At 69.7% G+C, this 19,262-nt stretch carries 16 protein-coding genes; 7 read left to right on the top strand and 9 right to left on the bottom strand.

Going from position 1 to position 19,262, the window contains the following annotated elements; all coding sequences use genetic code 11:
• The first annotated feature begins 2 nt into the window (after positions 1-2).
• Positions 3-2,165 (top strand): TonB-dependent receptor, encoded by a 2,163-nt coding sequence (locus tag ABWV53_RS01970; RefSeq protein WP_353362373.1) that lies wholly within the window; start codon positions 3-5, stop codon positions 2,163-2,165.
• A 186-nt stretch (positions 2,166-2,351) separates the two neighbouring features.
• Here the strand turns inward: ABWV53_RS01970 and ABWV53_RS01965 are convergent, their stop codons facing one another.
• On the bottom strand, positions 2,352-3,257 hold the full coding sequence (locus ABWV53_RS01965) for a LysR family transcriptional regulator (RefSeq protein WP_353362371.1): 906 nt from the start codon (positions 3,255-3,257) through the stop codon (positions 2,352-2,354).
• Between the two features lie 73 nt (positions 3,258-3,330).
• Here ABWV53_RS01965 and ABWV53_RS01960 point away from each other — a divergent pair, with 73 nt between their 5' ends.
• Positions 3,331-4,347: a sodium-dependent bicarbonate transport family permease gene (locus ABWV53_RS01960; protein ID WP_353362369.1), complete on the top strand. Its 1,017-nt coding sequence runs from the start codon at positions 3,331-3,333 to the stop codon at positions 4,345-4,347.
• A gap of 21 nt (positions 4,348-4,368) precedes the next feature.
• Here ABWV53_RS01960 and ABWV53_RS01955 read toward each other — a convergent pair whose 3' ends face one another.
• Positions 4,369-5,085: a DUF4198 domain-containing protein gene (locus ABWV53_RS01955; RefSeq protein WP_353362367.1), complete on the bottom strand. Its 717-nt coding sequence runs from the start codon at positions 5,083-5,085 to the stop codon at positions 4,369-4,371.
• A gap of 383 nt (positions 5,086-5,468) precedes the next feature.
• Between ABWV53_RS01955 and ABWV53_RS01950 the strand changes: the two genes are divergently transcribed.
• A complete protein-coding gene (locus tag ABWV53_RS01950; RefSeq protein ID WP_353362365.1) occupies positions 5,469-5,894 on the top strand; it encodes a DUF4174 domain-containing protein in 426 nt (141 codons plus the stop codon).
• A gap of 12 nt (positions 5,895-5,906) precedes the next feature.
• Here the strand turns inward: ABWV53_RS01950 and ABWV53_RS01945 are convergent, their stop codons facing one another.
• The 4 genes from ABWV53_RS01945 to ABWV53_RS01930 form a co-directional block, all read right to left on the bottom strand.
• Entirely contained in the window at positions 5,907-6,944 is a 1,038-nt protein-coding gene (locus ABWV53_RS01945) for a BLUF domain-containing protein (RefSeq protein WP_353362363.1), read from the bottom strand.
• Positions 6,945-7,005: 61 nt separating this feature from the next.
• Positions 7,006-7,911 carry a sulfurtransferase gene (locus ABWV53_RS01940; protein WP_353362361.1) on the bottom strand — a complete coding sequence of 302 codons (906 nt, stop codon included), beginning with the start codon at positions 7,909-7,911 and terminating at the stop codon, positions 7,006-7,008.
• Between the two features lie 185 nt (positions 7,912-8,096).
• Positions 8,097-9,008: a DMT family transporter gene (locus ABWV53_RS01935; RefSeq protein WP_353362359.1), complete on the bottom strand. Its 912-nt coding sequence runs from the start codon at positions 9,006-9,008 to the stop codon at positions 8,097-8,099.
• A 90-nt stretch (positions 9,009-9,098) separates the two neighbouring features.
• Positions 9,099-10,238, bottom strand: a complete 1,140-nt coding sequence (locus tag ABWV53_RS01930) for an aromatic ring-hydroxylating oxygenase subunit alpha (RefSeq protein WP_353362357.1) — start codon at positions 10,236-10,238, stop codon at positions 9,099-9,101.
• A gap of 288 nt (positions 10,239-10,526) precedes the next feature.
• Between ABWV53_RS01930 and xseB the strand changes: the two genes are divergently transcribed.
• The 4 genes from xseB to ABWV53_RS01910 all read left to right on the top strand — a co-directional run bounded on the left by xseB (position 10,527) and on the right by ABWV53_RS01910 (position 14,963).
• Positions 10,527-10,778 carry an exodeoxyribonuclease VII small subunit gene (gene xseB, locus ABWV53_RS01925; protein ID WP_353362734.1) on the top strand — a complete coding sequence of 84 codons (252 nt, stop codon included), beginning with the start codon at positions 10,527-10,529 and terminating at the stop codon, positions 10,776-10,778.
• An 11-nt stretch (positions 10,779-10,789) separates the two neighbouring features.
• The gene (locus ABWV53_RS01920; protein WP_502903819.1) at positions 10,790-11,707 is read left to right on the top strand and encodes a polyprenyl synthetase family protein; all 918 of its coding nucleotides are present in this window, start codon (positions 10,790-10,792) and stop codon (positions 11,705-11,707) included.
• 88 nt (positions 11,708-11,795) lie between these two features.
• Entirely contained in the window at positions 11,796-13,673 is a 1,878-nt protein-coding gene (gene dxs / locus ABWV53_RS01915) for a 1-deoxy-D-xylulose-5-phosphate synthase (RefSeq protein WP_353362353.1), read from the top strand.
• A gap of 210 nt (positions 13,674-13,883) precedes the next feature.
• Entirely contained in the window at positions 13,884-14,963 is a 1,080-nt protein-coding gene (locus ABWV53_RS01910) for a TRAP transporter substrate-binding protein (protein WP_353362351.1), read from the top strand.
• Positions 14,964-15,039: 76 nt separating this feature from the next.
• Here ABWV53_RS01910 and ABWV53_RS01905 read toward each other — a convergent pair whose 3' ends face one another.
• From ABWV53_RS01905 to ABWV53_RS01895, 3 genes are all read right to left on the bottom strand, one after another.
• Positions 15,040-16,968, bottom strand: a complete 1,929-nt coding sequence (locus ABWV53_RS01905; RefSeq protein WP_353362349.1) for a BCCT family transporter — start codon at positions 16,966-16,968, stop codon at positions 15,040-15,042.
• A gap of 237 nt (positions 16,969-17,205) precedes the next feature.
• Positions 17,206-17,718, bottom strand: a complete 513-nt coding sequence (locus ABWV53_RS01900) for a hypothetical protein (protein WP_353362347.1) — start codon at positions 17,716-17,718, stop codon at positions 17,206-17,208.
• Positions 17,715-19,226: a TRAP transporter large permease gene (locus ABWV53_RS01895; RefSeq protein ID WP_353362345.1), complete on the bottom strand. Its 1,512-nt coding sequence runs from the start codon at positions 19,224-19,226 to the stop codon at positions 17,715-17,717. The genes ABWV53_RS01900 and ABWV53_RS01895 overlap by 4 nt, the downstream gene beginning before the upstream one ends.
• Positions 19,227-19,262 lie beyond the last annotated feature (36 nt).

Genomic DNA, 19,262 nt, shown 5'->3' with positions numbered 1-19,262 from the left:
GCTTGAACCTTTCCCCGCTGGCCCATCGCATTCGCCAGGGCCTGGCCACCGGCCTGCTCGCGGCGACCGCCGGCGCCATGGCGCAGCCCGCGACCGACAAGACGCTTTCCCAGGTGGAGGTGAGCGACCAGGCCGAGGCCATCGGCGGCTTGCAGAAGACCTATTCGGGCGGGCAGCTCGCCCGGGGCGGCGACCTGGGCCTGCTCGGCCGGGTGGACCTGATGGACGTGCCCTTCAGCACCACCAACTACACGTCCGAGCTGATCGAGAACCAGCAGGCGCAGAGCGTGTCGGACGTGGTGATGAACGACGCCTCGGTGCGCCCGCTCGCCGCACGCGGCGGCTTCGGCGACGAATTCCAGATCCGCGGGCTCACCATGCCCAACGGCGACCTGGCGATCAACGGCCTCTACGGCCTTGCGCCGTCCACGCGCATTCCGCTGGAGATGATCGAGCGCGTGGAGGTGCTGAAAGGTCCCGGTGCGCTCACCAGCGGCGTGGGCCCAAACGGCAGCGTGGGCGGCAGCATCAACACCGTGCTCAAGCGTGCGGGCGATGCGCCGCTGACGCGCCTGACCACCACCTACATGAGCAAAGCCAACCTGGCCGCCCACCTGGACGTGGGCCGGCGCTTCGGCGAGGACAACGAGTGGGGCGTGCGCGTCAACGGCCTGGTGCGCGGCGGCGAAGGCACCATCGACGGCGGCAAGCAGAACCTGAACCTGGGCTCCATCGCCCTGGACTATGCCGGCGCGCGCACCCGCTGGTCGCTCGACGCCACCGCGACACGCGGCGAGACCGACGACTTCCGCAACCACATCACCTTGCCGACCACGGGCGGCATTCCGGCCGTGCCCGACACGCGCACCGCCTTCTATCCCAACACCGAACTGAAGGACAACTTCAAGCTGGTGACCTCGCGCCTGGAGCATGACATCAGCGCCGGCACCACGGTGTATGGCAGCGTGGGCTGGTCCAAACTCGACTACCGGCAGGACTTCCCTGGCGGCCTGGGGCTCGACTCCAACGGCAACTTCACGGTGCGCAATGCCTGGTACGACCAATACACCGATTCGAAGGCGGCCGACGTGGGCCTGCGCACGCGCTTCACCACCGGCGCCGTCAAGCACACGGTCGCGCTGGGCTTGAACTACATGGAGCAGGAGACCGGCTACTTCTACGCCACCGGCGGCAGCGCCCGCTCCAGCCTGTACGACCCGGTGCCGGCTCCGGCGATGACCGGCGTGCGCGGCGCGCCCGCCAAGAGCGTGGAGAACCACCAGCACAGCATCGCCATCGCCGACACGCTGGCCCTGCTGAACGACAGCCTGCTGGTGACGGTGGGCCTGCGCCGCCAGACCATGGACTACGAAGGCTTCAACGTGGCGACCGGCGCCTCGTCCAGCCAGTACAAGTCGAGCAGCACCACGCCGCTCGCCGGCGTGGTCTTCAAGCCCGCGAAGAACACGTCGATCTATGCCAACTACACCGCCGGCCTGTCGCGGGGCAGCAAGGTGTCCGAGACGGCCACGCCCGCCTACGACAACGCGGGCGAGACCATTCCACCCTTCAAGTCACGGCAGGTCGAGGTGGGCGTGAAGGTGGACTGGGGCCGGCTCACGACCCAGGCCGCCGTCTACCAGATCAAGCGGCCCAGCGCCTACACCTCCGTCTCCACCATCGACCCCAGCCTGAACCACTATGGCTTCGACGGCGAGCAGCGCAACCGCGGCCTGGAACTGACGGCCTACGGCGAAGTGCAGCGCGGCCTGCGCCTGATGGCCAGCGCCGCCTTCAACGAAGCCAAGCTCACCCGCACCCAGGGCGGCGTCAACCAGGGCAACACGGCCACCGGCGTGCCCAAGGTCAACTACAACCTGGGCGTGGACTGGAACACGCCATGGCTGCAGGGCCTGAGCTTCAACGGCCGCGTGGTCAGCTCGTCCTCGGTGTACCGCGACGTCGCCAACACGCTGCGCACGCCGTCCTGGACGCGGCTGGACCTGGGTGCGCGCTATGCCACCCAGCTCTCCGGCAAGCCGGTGGTGTTCCGCGCCAACCTGGAAAACGCGTCAGACAAGTCCTACTGGATCACCGGGCTCAACAGCTATTCCACGACGGGTCTGCCGCGCACGCTCACCGTGTCGGCGCAGTTCGACTTTTGAGAAGGTGTAAAAGAACCCGCCATGCCCGCTCGCACCGCAAAAACACGCCCCCTCGGCGTTGCAAGTGCTCGCCATAGCCCGAGCTATGGCTGCGCTTTGCGCCTTGACGGAACGCGTTTGTGCGGCCCGCTCGGGCTCGTCGGATTCATTCACACCTTCTGAGCGGCCGGCCGGCCACCGCATCGCTCAAGAGTGCACCTCCCACCCGCGCGCCTGCTGCAGCAGCTGGCGCAGGAAGTTCTCGGCGATGGGCGACAGGCGCTTGCCCTGCGGCCACAGCACGTACCACGATGACGGCACGGGCATGCCTTCGGCGCGCAGGATCGCCACGCCCTCGCTGGCCGGCTCGGCCGGCAGGGCATGGCGCGACACCAGCCCCAGGCCCATGCGCGCGGCCACCGACTGCTTGATGGCTTCGTTGCTGCCCAGCTCCAGCCGCACGCGGGGCGCGAAGCCCAGCGACTTGAAGTGCTCGTCGGTCGCCAGGCGTGTGCCCGAGCCGGTCTCGCGCAGGATGAACGGCTCCTTCAGCAGCTGCTCCAGCCGTACCCGGCGGCGCGTGGCCAGGGGGTGGTCCTGCGCGGCGATCACCACCAGCGGATTGCCCAGCAGCACCTGCCGGTCGTGCGGCACGTTGCGCGGCGGGATGGAGAGGATGTAGAGGTCGTCCTCGTTGGCCAGCAGCCGCTGCACCACGCCGTCGCGGTTGAGCACCTGCAGCGACACGTCCACCGCCGGGTGTTCGGCGCAAAAGCGCCCCAGCATGCGCGGGATGAAGTACTTGGCAGTGCTGGCCAGCGCGATCCGCAGCCGCCCCTGGCTCACGCCCTTGAGCGCGGCCACGCGCTGCTCCAGCGTTTCCCACTCGGCGGCGATGGCCCGGGCCGTCTGCGCGGCGGCCTCGCCCGCCTGGGTGAGGTGCAGGCGCTTGCCGACGCGCTCGTAGAGCGGCAGGCCGATGGCGTCGGACAACTCCTTGAGCTGCATCGACGCGGTGGGCTGGGTCACATGGCAGTGGCGCGCCGCGCCGGTGACCGAGCCGGTCTCGGCCAGCGCCAGCATCAGCTGCATCTGGCGAAAGGTGGCATGCATAGAGAAACCTCGATGAAGTCGATCGATAGTATCGATTTTCCAGGATCGCTGAGGACCCCTAGCATCGCAGCCCATGAACCACCTTCTCGACCCTGCGATCCTGTTTTTCGTGCTCGGCCTGGCGGCCGGGCTGCTGCGCTCCAACCTGGAGGTGCCCGCGCCGCTGTCGCGCTTCCTGTCGCTCTACCTGCTGATGGCGCTGGGCCTGAAGGGCGGCTTCGCGCTGGCCCAGTCGGGCTGGACGGCGCAGGTGTCCGCCGCGCTCGGCTGCGCGCTGGTGCTGGCCATCGCCGTGCCCGCCATCGCCTGGTGCGTGCTGCGCCGGCTGCTGCCGCCCTTCGACGCGGCGGCGGTGGCGGCCACCTATGGCAGCGTCAGCGCCGTGACCTTCGTGACGGCCAGCCACCTGCTGGAGCAGCAGGGCACGCCGGCCGGCGGCTACATGGCGGCGGCGATGGCCTTGATGGAGTCGCCCGCCATCGTGCTGGCGGTGGTGATGGCGCAGTGGCTGCGGCAGCCGGCGGGGGGCGCTTTGCCGGCGGGTGGGCAGGCGGTGCTGGCCGGCGGCGGCGGCGCCCGCACCGCCATGGGCCACGGCCCCCGGCTCGGCCCCGTGCTGCGCGAGGCGCTGACCGATGGCGGCGCCGTGCTGCTGCTGGGCGCGCTGCTGGTGGGGCTCGTCACCGGCGAGCGGGGCGAAGCCGCCATGCACCCCTTCACCGTCGATCTCTTCAAGGGCCTGCTGGCGTTCTTTCTGCTCGACATGGGGCTGCTCACCGCCCGCAACGTGACCGGGCTGGGCGCGCAGCGCCTGCCGCTGGCGCTGTTCGCGGTCGTCGGCCCGGTGGCGCACGGGCTGCTGGCGCTGGGCCTGGCGCGGATCGCCGGCCTGGCCGTGCCCGAGGCCACGCTGCTGGCCGTGCTGGGCGCGAGCGCCTCGTACATCGCCGTGCCCGCCGTGCTGCGCCACGCCATGCCGGAGGCGCGGCCGGCCCTTTACGTCGGCCTGTCGCTGGGCATCACGTTCCCGTTCAACCTGGTGCTGGGCATACCGCTCTATGGCTGGCTGGCGCAGGCGTGGCTGGGGTGAGGGCGCCGCACGGAGGCCGCGTCAGTGCCCGGGCGCGGCCGGCAGGGCGGGCGATTCCATGCCTTCCGCCTGAGCGAAGGTCAGCGTGGTGATGTAGCTGGTCTCGCCGAATCGGGCGCCGTTGCGCTCGCCCGGCGCCGTGTCGGCGTGCTTCACCTCGGCGACGTACTGGCCCTTCCAGGGCAGCGCGAACCGCACTGTGCCGTCGGCCCCCGTCTGCGCCTCGCGGGCCCAGCCGGAGGGCGACACCAGCGTCACCTGCGTCTTGGGCAGCGGCTGGCCGTTGAAGACCACGCGCAGCTCTCCCGCGCGCTCCGTCGGCACCAGGTCCAGCGGCGCAGTGGCAGCCACCGGCTTGCCCAGGCCCGCCACCCAGCGCGCGGCAGGGCGCCACAGCAGGGCGGGCTTGCCGGCCTTGCTGCGGTCGATGAGCGGGTAGGGCGCTTCGGCGAACAGCGAATCGGCAGCGCCGGCGGGCAACGCATAGGTGAAGGCGCCGGCCGCACGCTGGCCGGGCAGCTGGCGGCTCTGGCCGCCGGCTTGCTGCGCCAGCACGGGCACGCCTTCAAACTTGTCGAGCGCGCCCGGCGAGGTCTCGCGCAGGTTGTCGGCGTATTCGCCGAAGTGCAGCCGGGCCTGGTTGCCGCTGGCTTCGATCCACACCTGGTGGGCCTGGGCGGTGCCGGCGAGCGCGGCCATCAGGCAGGCGGTGACGAGCGGGTGCAAGGGACGGGTCATGAAGAGAACTCCAGGGTTGAAAATCAGCAGGCTTCATGCATTTGCTATCAAAAGCGTAGCTGCCCGCGCTGATGGATCAAGCGCTGCAGCCCATTTTGTGCACGAAGAGGTGAGCGGCTGGCCGAGGGGGCCCGCTGGCGCGGGCGCGCCCCGGGGTGGCTGCGCGGCCCAGGGCGCAGGCGGGCGCACCCGGCTGGCTCCGCGCAGGTGGCGCGGGCCGCTGCATTCTAGGCGTTGAGAATCGATCTCATTCTGGAATGTGTGAAAGTCGTGCCGAAGGCTCCCCTGCAACCAGCGCGGTGCGGCGCTCCACCGGGTCGGGCCGCCGTCCGACGCACCGCGCGCCGGGCCGTCACGACACTACCGGGATGAGCCCGACCTTCATGACCCATGCCGCCGTGGCCTTCGGCCTGGCGCTGCCCGCCGCCGCCGCCTGGGCCGACGGCAACCCGCTCGCCGCCGAGCGCTGGAAGACCCGCCCGGTGGTGGTCGTGGTGCCGGCGCCGGACGACCCGCTGCTCGTGCGGCTGAACGCCGCCCTGCGGGAGCCGGCCCTGCGCGAAGGCTTTCGCGAGCGCGACATGGCGCTCTACACCGTCGTCGCCGGCCAGGGCAGCCGCAACGGTCAGGCGCTGCCGGCCGCCAGCACGGCGGCCTTGCTCGCCGCGCTGGAACTGGGCGCCCAGGGGCCGGCGACCTTCGTGCTGGTGGGCAAGGACGGCGGGGTGAAGATGAGGGAAGGCGCTGACGTGGACCTGCGGGAAGTCTTCGCCGAGATCGACCGCATGCCCATGCGCCAGCGGCGCTGAGGCGGCGCGTGCTCAGCCAGCCGCCACGCCGGGCCAGGGCTGGGACAGATCGATGTCCAGCACGACGCCCGAGCGCGCCGGCGGCCGGGGCTGAATGGCAGCGAGCCGCGTTTGCATGGCGTCCCAGATCGGCCCGCCCAGGAGCACCGAGCCCGCTGTCTCGAAGGCCGAGAAGCCGCTCGCCTGGGCCAGCGCATGCAGGCTGCCCGAGAGTTCCGGCACGCCCGGCGGCGTGATGAACAGCACCTCGGGCCGGGCCTGGCGCACCATCTCGTGGGCCAGCGCCCGGGCGACGAAGTCGGTGTCGCTGCCGTGGCCGCTGCGGCGCATGAGGAACACCACCAGGTCGACGTTGCGCAGCAGCGGCGAGGCGAGGGTGGAGCCCAGCAGGTTCTCGCTGATGCCCACCAGACGCACGGCGCCGGCGCCCGGGTCCGCCACGTCGGCATAGTCGAGCGGGTAGGTGTCGGCGTCACGGCCGGTGTCGGAGATCTTCAGGGAACAGGCGGGCGTGCCGAAGCGCTCGGTGAGGTGGCTGAAGATGGGGTGGAACCACAGCACGGAGTTGCTGAACACAGCCGCCTGCTTGACCGCGCCCGCCTCGCCGCCGGCGCCACCCGAGGCCGTGTCGGGGCGCGGCAGGCGGTTGGGCGTGAGGAAGTAGCGGAACGCGTCGGTGACCGCCGCCAGCCGGTGCGCGGCCAGGAACCTTCGGATGGTGGCCAGCCGCTCGCTGGTCTGGCGGGCAGTGGAGGGCGACGACTGCACCAGCGCCACGCTCCACTGCCCGTGGCTGCGTTCGGTGATGCGCTGGTTGAACAGCACCGTCGGCTGTTCGTGGTTCCAGAAGGCGCTGGTGCGCGCCAGCAGCCCGCGCAGGGCGGCGTCGTCGCCTTCGATGAAGTGCAGGAAGTAGCCCTCCGCTACCGCCAGCAGGCCGGTCAGGCCGTTGCGCCGGGCGTACTCCGCGCAGGTCGCCAGCAGGCTTTCCGGCGGCACAGCCAGGTTCCCGTTGCGTCGGGCGGGGCCAAAGTAGCAAACGGCGCGCATGGCGTGGGGTGGGCGCGTGAAAAGCGTCAGAGCGGCGTCAGGGGGCGTGAAGGGCGCCGCTTCAGCCGCGCTCCACCGGGCGGCTGGCGTCGCTGCACCATTCGCTCCAGCTGCCCGCGAACAGCCCGGTGGGGCCCAGGCCGGCGACCTCCATCGCCAGCAGGTTGGGCACCGCGCTCACGCCGCTGCCGCACTGGTGCACGACGCTGCCCGCCGGCCGGCCCTGCAGCAGGGCGTCGAACTCGGCGCGCAGCTGCTCGGCCGACTTGAAGCGGCCGTCCGGCCCCAGGTTCTGGGGGAAGGGGCGGTTGAGCGCGCCCGGGATGTGGCCCGCGACGGGGTCGAGCGGCTCCACCTCGCCGCGAAAGCGGGGCGTGGCCCGCGCATCGACGATGGTCTGCCCGGGCTGGCCCAGGCGGGCCTGCACCTCGTCGGCGGTAACCAGCTCGCGCAGCGGCGCCCCGAGCCGGAAGTTGGACTGGAAGTGCGCCGGCTCCTCGCCGCTCGCCACCGGCAGGCCGGCGCTCTGCCAGGCCTGCAGGCCGCCGTCCAGCACGGCCACGGCGTCGTGGCCGGCCCACTTGAGCATCCACCAGAGGCGGCCGCAGTAGTTGGCGCCGTTGCGGTCGTACACCACGGCCTGCATGTCGTTGGCGAAGCCGATGCTGGAGAGCCAGCTGGCCAGCCGCTCGCGGTTGGGCAGGGGGTGGCGTCCGCCCGATGCGGGCTCGTCGCCCTCGGCCGCGACGATGACGCCGCCGGCACCGGGCGCGCCGTGCGGGGCGCTCAGGTCGCGGTCGAGGTCGGCATGCACGGCGCCCGGAATGTGCGCCTCGAGGTACTGCGCGCCGCCTGACGACGGATGCATCAGGTCGAAGCTGCAGTCGAAGACCATGCGCGGGCGCGCACTGGCCATCAACGCCTGCAGTTCAGGCACGGAGATCAGCGTGGTGTAGGCAGAGGGCATGGCGGGTCGGCGGGTGCTGTGATGCGGCCATTGTGGCACTGCCTCGGCCGGCGGCATGCCGGACTGCGCCTGCAAAAACGCCGGTTCCGGCCGCGCTGGACCTTGGTTCACGTTGCGCGGGCCGGCCCGGCAAAGCGTGGGTGTGGTGGGTGTGTGAGGGGGCCGCCGCGCAGCGCGCTCGGCGCTCAGCGTTCCTCGGCCGGCGCGCCCGGTGCCGCCCGTGCCCGCAGCGCGGTGGCGACGATGCCGCTCGCCACGATCAGCGCCATGCCCAGCCAGCCGATCGGCGGGATGACGTCGCCGAAGAGCGCCACGCTGAAGAACGCGGCGAAGACGATGCCCGAATACTGCAGGTTGGCGACCACCAGCGTGCCGCGCGGCGTCATGGCGCGCGCATACGCCCGGGTCATGCACAGCTGGCCGGCGGCGGCCAGCGCGCCGATGGGCAGCAGCCAGAGCGCGGGCCAGCCGGGCCAGTCGGAGGTGCCCGTCACCAGCAGGGCCGCGCCGCCCGCCACCGCCGAGCCGACGGCGAAGTAGAAAACGGTGCGGGTCTCGGGCTCGCCCAGGCGCGACAGCGCCATGACCTGCATGTAGGCGAAGGCGGCGGTCAGCCCCGAGAGCAGCCCCACCATGCCGGCGAACCCCTGGTTGTCGCCGATGCTGGGGCGCAGCATCATCACCACGCCGGCAAAGCCCGCCAGCACGGTGGCCACCAGCGTGGCCTGCAGCGGCGGTCGCGGCTGGGCGCCGCTGGGGCGCCAAGTCAGCAGCGCGCCGCCCACCAGGAAGGCGGCGATCCACACGCTGCTCATGTAGTTGAGCGTCATGGCGGTGGCGAGCGGCAGGTGGGCGATGGCATAGAACCAGGAGCCCAGCGAGGTCACGCCGATCAGGCTGCGCCAGGCATGCATGCCCGGAAAGCGCGTGCCCAGCGACACCCCCTGCGCCCGCGCCAGCCCCCACAGAATGGCCATGCCGATCAGGCCGCGGTAGAAGACCAGCTCGGCCGAATTGAAGTGCGCCGATGCGAACTTCACGCACACCCCCATGCTGGCGAAGATGAAGGCAGCCAGAACCATCCAGAGGGCGTGCATGGGCAGTGAGTCGAATCTAGGAATGAAAAAAGCTGCCAGCGCCCGAAACATCGGCGCTGGCAGCTATGCTTTTGGTAGCAATGGGGGGAATCACCGCTGGGATATGGCGTCGCCCATCTGCGCGCGGTACCACTCGTGGAAATGCTGCATGCCGTCTTCCATCGGGCTCTGGTAGGGGCCGACCTCGTTGTCGCCGCGCTCGTACAGCGCCCGGCGGCCGGCGTCCATGCGCTCGCCGATCTCGTCGTCCTCGATGCAGGTCTCCATATAGGCGGCCTGCTGCGCCTCGACGAATTCACGCTCGAAGGCCGTGATCTCTTCCGGGTAGTAGAACTCCACCATGTTCAGCGTCTTCGTCGGGCTGACCGGGTGCAGGGTCGAGACGGTGAGCACGTGCGGATACCACTCCACCATGATGTGCGGGTAGTAGGTCAGCCAGATCGCGCCGCGCTCGGGCAGTTTGCCTTCGCGGTAGTTCAGCAGCACCTCGTGCCACTTCCGGTAGACGTCGGAGCCCGGCTTGCCGAAGGTGGAGGCCACGCCCACCGTCTGCACCGAGTAGTGCTGGCCGAACTCCCAGCTCAGGTCGTCGCAGGTGACGAAGTTGCCCAGGCCCGGGTGGAACGGGCCGACGTGGTAGTCCTCCAGATAGACCTCGATGAAGGTCTTCCAGTTGTAGTTGCACTCGTGCATCTCCACGCGGTCGAGCGTGAAGCCGTCGAAGGACAGCTGCGCCAGCGGGCCCATGCGGCCCAGGTCGGCGTGGATGTCGCGGCCGTTGTCTTCGAACATGAGGCCGTTCCATTCGCGCAGGCCGTAGTTGTTCAGGTTCAGGCAGGGGTCGTGCGAGAAATGCGGCGCGCCCAGCAGCTCGCCGGAGGGGGCATACGTCCAGCGGTGCAGCGGGCAGACGATGTTGCCGCCGGCATGGCCCTTGCCCTGGCCCTGCAGCGTGCCGCGCCCCCGTAGCATCACGGCCTGCCGGTGGCGGCAGACGTTGGAGATCAGCTCGACCCCGCCCTGGGCATTGCGCACCAGCGCGCGGCCCTCCTTTTCCTGGGGCAGCGCATGGTAGTCGCCGGGATGGGGCACGGACAGCTGGTGCCCCACGTAGCGGGGCCCGCGCTGGAAGACGGTCTCCAGCTCGCGCTGGAAGAGCGTTTCGTCGAAGTAGCTTGAAACTGGTAGTTGGCTTGCGGCCTGCTGCAGTTGAAGACTTAAATCAGACATGAAGACCTGACCTAAAGACTCCCCACAGGGAGGTGCGGGTGCGCACGTGGAAAAAACGAAACCGGCCGAGCAAAACACCCACAGCCGGTTCGATGGAAGGAATGGGATTGTAGCCGGTGGGGTTATTTCCGCCCGGCCGGTATGTGTATTGCACCAGTACGGGGAGCGCCCGGCCGGCTGCGGCGAGGCGGGTGTCGCCGCCGCGCTCGCGCCGGGGAGGCGCCGGCGGGCGCTGGCCCCTAGAATCGCAGGTTTTTGACAGTGCGCCGCCAGGCCGCGCCCCCCTCCATGCTCAAGGCCCCGCCACCCCCCGCCCAGCCCGCCCCCCTTGCCGAGCCCGCCAGCTACGAAGCCGCGCTGGAGGAGCTGGAGCAACTCGTGGGCCGCATCGAGTCGGGCCAACTGCCGCTCGACCAGATGCTGGCGGGCTACCAGCGCGGCGCCGCCCTGCTGGAATTCTGCCGGGGCCGGCTGGAGGCGGTGCAGGACCAGATCAAGGTGCTGGACGAAGGCACGCTGCAGCCGTGGACGCAGGAATGAGCGGCCGCCCGATGACGCCCGCCCGCACCACCACTTCCCCGGCGCCCGGCTTCGACCTGGGCGGCTGGAGCGACGGGCAACTGCAGAGCGTGGAAGCGGCGCTGTCGCAATGGGTGCGTGGCGATGCGCCGGCGGGCCTGGGCGATGCGATGCGCTACGCCGTGCTGGACGGCGGCAAGCGCCTGCGGCCGCTGCTGGTGCTGGCCGCCAGCGAGGCCGCCGGGGGCCTGCCCGAGGCGGCCCTGCGCGCGGCCTGCTCGGTGGAGCTGATCCATGCCTATTCGCTGGTGCACGACGACATGCCCTGCATGGACAACGACGTGCTGCGCCGCGGCAAGCCCACGGTGCACGTGCGGTTCGGCGAGGCCCAGGCCCTGCTGGCGGGCGATGCGCTGCAGGCCCTCGCCTTCGAGTTGCTGACGCCCGAAGACGGCGTGCCGCCCGCCATGCAGGCGCGGCTGTGCCGTCTGCTGGCGCGGGCCGCGGGTGCCGACGGCATGGCCGGTGGCCAGGCCATCGACCTGGCCAGCGTCGGCGTGGGGCTGGACGAAGCCCAGCTGCGCCGCATGCACCGCCTGAAGACCGGCGCGCTGCTGCAGGGCAGCGTGGCCATGGGCGCTGCCTGCGCGGAGGCGGCCCCCGCCGTCGCCGAACCGCTGCTGCGCTATGGCGCCGCCATCGGGCTGGCCTTCCAGGTCGTGGACGACATCCTCGACGTCACCGCCGATTCCGCCACTCTAGGCAAGACCGCCGGCAAGGACGCCGCGAGCGACAAGCCCACCTACGTGTCCCTGCTGGGCCTGGACCGGGCTCGCGCGCATGCCGACGAACTGCTGGCCGAGGCCCATGCCGCGCTGCAGGCCACCGGCCTGCCGGACACCCGGGCGCTGGCGGCGCTGGCGGACATGGTGGTGACCCGCTCGCACTGAGCGCCCGGGTGCCCCGGAGCCCGAAATTTGAATCGAATCGGCCGCGCGCTCGTCAATCAAGCGCCGGCTGCTATCAAAAAAGTAGCTTATGCCCACGAACTCCTATCCCATGCTGCAGACGGTGAACGACCCCGCGGACCTGCGCCGCCTGTCGCGTGCCGAGCTCAAGGAGCTGGCCTCCGAGCTGCGCGCCTTCGTGCTGGAAAGCGTCTCGCAGACCGGCGGACACCTCAGCTCCAACCTGGGCACGGTCGAGCTCACCGTGGCGCTGCACGCCGTGTTCGACACGCCGCGCGACCGGCTGGTGTGGGACGTGGGCCACCAGACCTATCCGCACAAGATACTGACCGGCCGGCGCGACCGCATGGGTTCGCTGCGCCAGATGGGCGGCCTCTCGGGCTTTCCGCAGCGCGCCGAAAGCGAGTACGACACCTTCGGCACGGCGCACTCCAGCACCAGCATCTCGGCGGCGCTGGGCATGGCGCTGGCTGCCAAGCAGCGCGGCGAGGACCGCCGCGCGGTCGCCATCATCGGCGACGGTGCGATGACGGCCGGCATGGCCTTCGAGGCGCTCAACAACGCGGGCGTGGCCGATGCCAACCTGCTGGTCGTCCTGAACGACAACGACATGAGCATCAGCCCGCCGGTGGGCGCGCTGAACCGCTACCTGGCGCAGCTGATGAGCGGCCAGTTCTACGCCAAGGCGCGCGACGTGGGCAAAAGCGTGCTCAAGAACGCGCCCCCGCTGCTGGAGCTGGCCAAGCGCCTCGAGCAGCAGGCCAAGGGCATGGTGGTGCCCGCGACCCTATTCGAAAAGTTCGGCTTCAACTACATCGGCCCCATCGACGGGCACGACCTGGACTCGCTCATCCCCACGCTGGAGAACATCAAGGGCCTGAAGGGCCCGCAGTTCCTGCACGTGGTCACCAGGAAGGGCCAGGGCTACAAGCTGGCCGAGGCCGACCCGGTGGCCTACCACGGCCCGGGCAAGTTCGACCCCACGGTCGGCATCGTCAAGCCCGCCACCCCGGCCAGGCAGACCTTCACGCAGGTCTTCGGCCAGTGGCTGTGCGACATGGCTGAAAAGGACGAGCGGCTGGTGGGCATCACGCCCGCCATGCGCGAGGGCTCCGGCATGGTCGAGTTCGAGCGGCGTTTTCCCGGCCGCTACTACGACGTGGGCATCGCCGAGCAGCATGCCGTCACCTTCGCGGCCGGCATGGCCTGCGAGGGCGTCAAGCCGGTGGTGGCGATCTATTCCACCTTCCTGCAGCGCGGCTACGACCAGCTCATCCACGACGTGGCCCTGCAGAAGCTGCCGGTGGTCTTCGCGCTCGACCGTGCGGGCCTGGTGGGCGCGGACGGCGCCACGCATGCGGGCGCCTACGACATTCCCTTCGTGCGCTGCATCCCGAACATGAGCATGGCCTGCCCGGCCGACGAGCGCGAATGCCGCCAGCTGCTCACCACCGCCTTCGAGCAGGACCACCCCGTCGCCGTGCGCTACCCGCGCGGCAGCGGCGCCGGCGTGGCGCCGCTCGCTGGTCTGGAGGGCCTGCCCTTCGGCCGTGGCGAGGTGCGCCGCAAGGGCAGTGGCAACGCGCCGCAGCGCATCGCCATCCTGGCCTTCGGCACGTTGCTCTACCCGGCGCTGCAGGCGGCCGAGGCGCTGGACGCCACGGTGGCCAACATGCGCTGGGCCAAGCCGCTGGACACGGCCCTGCTGCTGGAGCTGGCCGCCAGCCACGATGCGTTGGTGACGGTGGAAGAGGGCGCCATCATGGGCGGCGCCGGCAGCGCGGTGGGCGAGGCGCTGAACGCGGCGGGCCTGGCCGTGCCGCTGCTGCAGCTGGGCCTGGCCGACGTGTTCATCGAGCATGGCGACCCGGGCGCCCTGCTGGCGCTGCAGGGGCTGGACGCATCGGGCATCGAGGCGTCGATCCGCGCGCGATTCCTGCCCGGTTGAACGTGAGCCGGGCGCCCGTGCGGCCGCCCGATGCGAGAAGGCTTGCAGAAAGCTGAATCCGGTGCGGCCGGGGCCCGGCTGCGCGGGAAAACCCCCAACGGTGCGCGAGAAGGCGGTTCCTACAATCGCTTCCGGCTGAAACAGCCAGGGGCGAGCGCAGTGCCTGCAAGGCCGGCCGCCCCGGTTTCGCAATCACATCGGAGATCTTCCATGGACCGTCGTTCCATCCTCAAGCACGCGGGCGTCGCCGGCGTACTCGCCGCCGGGGCCGCCCCGGCCGTGCACGCGCAGGCCACCATCCGCTGGCGCCTGGCTTCGAGCTTCCCCAAGTCGCTGGACACCATCTACGGCACGGCCGAAGTGTTCTCCAAGAAGGTCAGCGAATGCACGGGCGGCAAGTTCCAGATCTCGGTGCACGCCGGCGGCGAGCTGATGCCCGCGTTCGGCGTGGTCGACGGCGTGCAGAGCGCCTCGGTCGAAATGGCGCACACGGCGCCCTACTACTTCTACGGCAAGGACCCGACGTTCTGCCTGGGCTGCGCCGTGCCCTTCGGCCTGAACGCCCGCCAGATGAACGCCTGGATGTACGAAGGCAACGGCTTGAAGCTGATGCGTGAGTTCTACGCCAAGTACAACATCATCAACTTTCCGGGCGGCAACACCGGCGCGCAGATGGGCGGCTGGTTCCGCAAGGAAATCAAGTCGGTCGCCGATCTGAAGGGCCTGAAGTTCCGCACCAATCCGTTCGCTGGCCGTGTGCTGGAACCGTTCGGCGTGATCCCGCAATCCATTCCCGGCGCCGACCTGTACCCCGCGCTGGAAAAGGGCACCATCGACGCGCTGGAATGGGTGGGCCCCTACGACGACCAGAAGCTGGGCTTCAACAAGGTCGCGCCGTTCTACTACTACCCCGGCTGGTGGGAAGGCGGCCCGCAGCTGGACTTCTACATCAACACCAAGGCCTGGGAAGGCCTGCCGGCCGAATACAAGGCCGTGGTGGAGGCATCGGCATCGCACGCCAACATCTCCATGCTGGCCAAGTACGACGCCCGCAACCCGGTGGCCATCAAGCAACTGGTGGGCTCCGGCACCAAGCTGCGCCCCTTCACGCAGGACGTGATGAACGCCGCGTTCAAGTCGGCCCAGCAGATCTATGCCGACCTGAACAACAGCAACCCGGAGTGGAAGAAGATCTACCCCGACTACTCCAAGTTCCTGGCCGACCAGAACGCCTGGTTCCGCTTCACCGAAGGCACCTTCGACCGCTTCATGCAGGCGCAAAAGCTCTAAGGCTTCACGGCCCCCGCGACCAAAGCCCGCTTCGGCGGGCTTTTTCACGCCTGGCCAGGCGCGGGGCGGTGCGCCGTCAAGGGATGCGCCGAGCGGCCCGGAAGCGCCCGTAGCGCACCAGGAAGTCGTGGATGAGCTGCTCCTGCGTGAATCCGGTCACGTCGTGCGACGCCTCGGCGTCGGTGGTGCGGGCCACGGCGCGGTAGTGCCGGCGCGCGCCGTCGCTCTTGCCGTCGGCCCAGGCGAAGCTGGGCATGCGGTAGTCGCGTTCCCGCACCGCGAATTCGAACGGGCCGCGCTCGCCGTGCTGCACCACCAGCGCCACCCGCTGGTCGGTCTGCTCCACCGCGGCGTCCAGGCCGCGCTCGCGTACCTGCGCTGCCACCGCTTGCAGCGCGGGCGTCGCGGTGTCTTTCAGGTAGGCCAAGATCTCGGCGCGCGGGTGGTAGCGCACGATGGAGTCCAGGCGCTGTTCCCAGGTCATACCGGCATCGTCGTCCTCCGTGGCGACGATGGGCAGCCCGCCGGGCATGGCGTTCTCGGTCTGCAGCGCGCGCAGGAGGCCATAGCACATCAGGATCATCACCACCACGAAGGGCAGCGCGCTGGCGATGGCCGCCGTCTGCAGCGCCTGCAGGCCGCCGGTGGCCAGCAGCACGGCCGCCACCACCCCGGCCGTGACGGCCCAGAAGATGCGCTGCCACACGGGCGAGGGCGTTTCCGCGCCGGAGGTGATCATGTCGATCACCAGCGCGCCCGAGTCCGCCGAGGTGACGAAGAACAGCATGACCAGCAGCGTGGCGAGCCCCGACGAAATGGTGGCCCAGGGCAGATGCTCCAGCATGGCGAAGAGCGCCACCGAGATGTTCTCGTCGACCACCCGGGCGATGGGCGCCACGCCGGTCATCTCCATCTGCAGCGCGGTGTTGCCGAACACTGTCATCCAGAGAAAGGTGAACAGCACCGGCACCAGCAGCACGCCGGAGATGAATTGGCGGATGGTGCGGCCGCGCGAGATGCGCGCGATGAACATGCCCACGAAAGGCGACCACGCGATCCACCAGCCCCAGTAAAAGAGCGTCCAGTCGCCGAACCAGGGATTGGGCTCGTAGGCGTAGAGCGCGAAGGTGCGGGGAATCACGTCCCCCAGGTAGGCGCCGATGTTCTGCACGAAGGCCTTGAGGAGGAACACGGTGGAGCCCGTGAACAGCACGAACAGCAGCAGCACGAGCGCGATGCCGATGTTCAGCTCGCTCAGCCGCCGCACGCCTTTGTCCAGGCCCGCCACCACCGAACCGGTCGCCAATGCGGTGGTGACAGCGATCAGCGCGATCTGCACCCAGAGCGAGGACGGAATGCCGAACAGGTAGGTGAAGCCGGCGTTGACCTGCAGCACGCCCAGGCCCAGGGAGGTGGCGATGCCGAACATCGTGCCCAGCACGGCGAAGATGTCCACGGCATGGCCGATGGGGCCGTTGATGCGCTTGCCGATCAGCGGATAGAGGGCCGAGCGGATGGTGAGCGGCAGGCCGCGCCGGAACGAGAAGTACGCGAGCGCCAGGCCGACCACGATGTAGATCGCCCAGGCATGCAGGCCCCAGTGGAAGAAGGTGAGCGTCATGGCCCGCCGGGCGGCGGTCACGGTGCCGCCCTCGCCGGTGGGTGGCGCGATGTAGTGCTGGATGGGCTCGGCCACGCCGAAGAAGATGATGCCGATGCCCATGCCCGCGCTGAACAGCATGGCGAACCACGAGGCATAGCTGTATTCGGGTTCCGAGTCGTCGGGTCCGAGCTTGATGTCGCCGTAGCGGCTGGCCATCAGGAAGACAGCGAAGAAGAGAAAGCCCGCCGTGCTGGCCACGTACAGCCAGCTGAAGTCGGCCACGATGTAGGCCTGGATGGCGTTGAACACCTGCCCCGCGTTCTGGGTGAACACCGCGCCGTAGACCACGAAGGCCAGCACCAGCGCGGCCGAGAGATAGAAGACGGGCGGATTGATCTGCATCCGCGGCGGACGGGAGGCAGAGGCGGAAGGATCTGGGGGCGGTGCGGGAGTGGACATGGGCGGATCGATCCGTGCGAGTGGGACAGTGCGGCCAGCCGCTGCCAGCGGGAGGCCGTCGCCGGAATTACGCCATGGCGGCGGGCCCTGCGCAGACAGCGCCCGATAAGGCCTGCTGTAGGAAAAGCGCTTGTCCGCAGCCGGCCGGCCAGCCCCGCTCGACGGGGCTGCGCGAGGTGGTCAGGCCGACGGCCCGGCTGCCGGCGCGGGCACGGGCGCCATGCCCTGGCGCACGACCGCATGGCCGAACGCCACGAGCAGGGCGGGGTCGGCGGAGTGGATCCAGGTGATGCTGCCGCCACGGCGGCGCAGCAGCATGCGCGGCGCGATGATGGCCTGCACCCAGGGCCAGTGCACGATCTTGAAGGTGGCGACGTCGGCGGCGTGCACCTCCTTGTCCCAGAGCCAGGTCTGCACCACGGTGTCGCCCGCCAGGCGCGTGCGGCTGAACACCATCCACCAGCCGACCCAGCCGATCACCACCGCCGCCAGCCCGAAGGTGGAGAGGGCGGTGAAGTTCCAGTCGGCCTCGCTCAGCGTGGGCAGCGACCAGGCCGCCAGCGCCGCGAGGCTGGCGACGATCAGCACCGCCAGCGCCCGCACCAGCGGGGGGAAGGCAGCGCTCTCCATCGACGGCGGGGCCGTCGGCGCCGTGTGGCCGGTCACGGCATCCTGGGTTGCGCCAGTGTTCACTGCGGGGTGCTGGCCGCGCCCTCGGGCGCCGCGGCAGGGGCGTTGCCGAAGGGGTTTTCCATGTCGATGTTGCCTTCCTGCTGCGGCTGGCTGTCCGCCGGCATTTCCAGCTGCACCTTGTCCACGTCAACGACGACTTCCTTGTCGAGGAACACGGTCACGGTCTGCGGGAAGAAGATCACGATCGCCACCAGCAGCACCTGCATGACCACCCAGGGGATGGAGCCCATGTAGATGTCGCTGGACTTGACCGGCCTGTCGATGCGCTTTTCCTTGAAGAGCGTGTCCGAGATGCCGCGCAGGTAGAAGAGGGCGAAGCCGAAGGGCGGGTGCATGAAGCTGGTCTGCATGTTCACGCACAGCAGCACGCCGAACCACACCAGGTCGATGCCCAGCTTGTGCGCCACCGGGCCCAGCAGCGGCAGGATGATGAAGGCGATCTCGAAGAAGTCGAGGAAGAACGCCAGGAAGAAGATGAAGATGTTCACCACGATCAGGAAGCCGATCTGGCCACCCGGCAGGTCCGTGAGCATGTGCTCGATCCAGATCGCCCCGTCCACGCCCTGGAACACCAGCGAGAAGACGCGCGAGCCGATCAGGATGAACACCACCATGGCCGTGAGGCGCATCGTGCCGTCCATGGCTTCCTTGATGAGCTTCCAGCTCAGCCGCTTGTGGATGGCCGCGAGGATCAGCGAGCCCACCGCGCCCATGGCGCCGGCTTCTGTGGGCGTGGCGATGGCGTGGTCCATGAACGGCAGGCCGCCCATGGAGCCCAGCACCGCGAAGATCAGGATGGCCGAAGGAATGATGCCGCGCAGACACTTGCCCCAGAGGGCCCAGCCGTGCAGCGTGCGCGCCGTCTTGGGCAGGCCGGGCACGAAGTCGGGGCGGAAGCGGCCCAGGATGAAGGTGTAGATCGCGAAGATCAGCACCTGCAGGATGGCCGGACCCCAGGCGCCCTTGTACATGTCGCCCACCGAGCGGCCGAGCTGGTCGGCCATCACGATCAGCACCAGCGAGGGCGGCACCAACTGCGTGATGGTGCCCGAGGCCGCCAGCACGCCGGTGGCGTAGCGCATGTTGTAGCCGTAGCGCATCATCACCGGCAGCGAGATCATGGCCATGGCGATCACCTGGCCGGCCACGGTGCCGGTGATGGCGCCCAGGATGAAGCCGACGATGATGACCGAGTAGCCCAGGCCGCCGCGCACGGGGCCGAAGAGCTGGCCCATGGAATCGAGCATGTCCTCGGCGAGGCCGCATTTCTCGAGCACCGCGCCCATCAGCGTGAAGAACGGAATGGCCAGCAGCAGGTCGTTCGACAGGATGCCGAACATGTTGATCGGCAGGTTGGCCATGAAGTTGGCCGGGAACCAGCCCATCTCGATGGCGAAGAAGCCGCAGAACAGCCCCAGCGCCGACAGCGAGAAGGCGACCGGGAAGCCGATCAGCATGATCGCGATGAGCCCCGCGAACATGATCGGGGCGAAGTTTTCCATGTGCATGCTGAAATCTCTTGCGCTGAGGAATCGGGTGGGCGA

It is taken from the genome of Acidovorax sp. FG27 (assembly GCF_040365715.1).
Lineage (GTDB): Bacteria > Pseudomonadota > Gammaproteobacteria > Burkholderiales > Burkholderiaceae_C > Paracidovorax.
This window is presented reverse-complemented; position numbering and strand designations above follow the sequence as displayed.

Excerpts from the sequence above, each read along its gene's own strand:
- ABWV53_RS01965 (WP_353362371.1), bottom strand. The coding sequence starts at position 3,257 with ATGCATGCCACCTTTCGCCAGATGCAGCTGATGCTGGCGCTGGCCGAG.
- ABWV53_RS01960 (WP_353362369.1), top strand. The coding sequence starts at position 3,331 with ATGAACCACCTTCTCGACCCTGCGATCCTGTTTTTCGTGCTCGGCCTG.
- ABWV53_RS01955 (WP_353362367.1), bottom strand. The coding sequence starts at position 5,085 with ATGACCCGTCCCTTGCACCCGCTCGTCACCGCCTGCCTGATGGCCGCG.
- ABWV53_RS01950 (WP_353362365.1), top strand. The coding sequence starts at position 5,469 with ATGACCCATGCCGCCGTGGCCTTCGGCCTGGCGCTGCCCGCCGCCGCC.
- ABWV53_RS01945 (WP_353362363.1), bottom strand. The coding sequence starts at position 6,944 with ATGCGCGCCGTTTGCTACTTTGGCCCCGCCCGACGCAACGGGAACCTG.
- ABWV53_RS01940 (WP_353362361.1), bottom strand. The coding sequence starts at position 7,911 with ATGCCCTCTGCCTACACCACGCTGATCTCCGTGCCTGAACTGCAGGCG.
- ABWV53_RS01935 (WP_353362359.1), bottom strand. The coding sequence starts at position 9,008 with ATGCACGCCCTCTGGATGGTTCTGGCTGCCTTCATCTTCGCCAGCATG.
- ABWV53_RS01930 (WP_353362357.1), bottom strand. The coding sequence starts at position 10,238 with ATGTCTGATTTAAGTCTTCAACTGCAGCAGGCCGCAAGCCAACTACCA.
- xseB (WP_353362734.1), top strand. The coding sequence starts at position 10,527 with ATGCTCAAGGCCCCGCCACCCCCCGCCCAGCCCGCCCCCCTTGCCGAG.
- ABWV53_RS01920 (WP_502903819.1), top strand. The coding sequence starts at position 10,790 with ATGACGCCCGCCCGCACCACCACTTCCCCGGCGCCCGGCTTCGACCTG.
- dxs (WP_353362353.1), top strand. The coding sequence starts at position 11,796 with ATGCCCACGAACTCCTATCCCATGCTGCAGACGGTGAACGACCCCGCG.
- ABWV53_RS01910 (WP_353362351.1), top strand. The coding sequence starts at position 13,884 with ATGGACCGTCGTTCCATCCTCAAGCACGCGGGCGTCGCCGGCGTACTC.
- ABWV53_RS01905 (WP_353362349.1), bottom strand. The coding sequence starts at position 16,968 with ATGCAGATCAATCCGCCCGTCTTCTATCTCTCGGCCGCGCTGGTGCTG.
- ABWV53_RS01895 (WP_353362345.1), bottom strand. The coding sequence starts at position 19,226 with ATGCACATGGAAAACTTCGCCCCGATCATGTTCGCGGGGCTCATCGCG.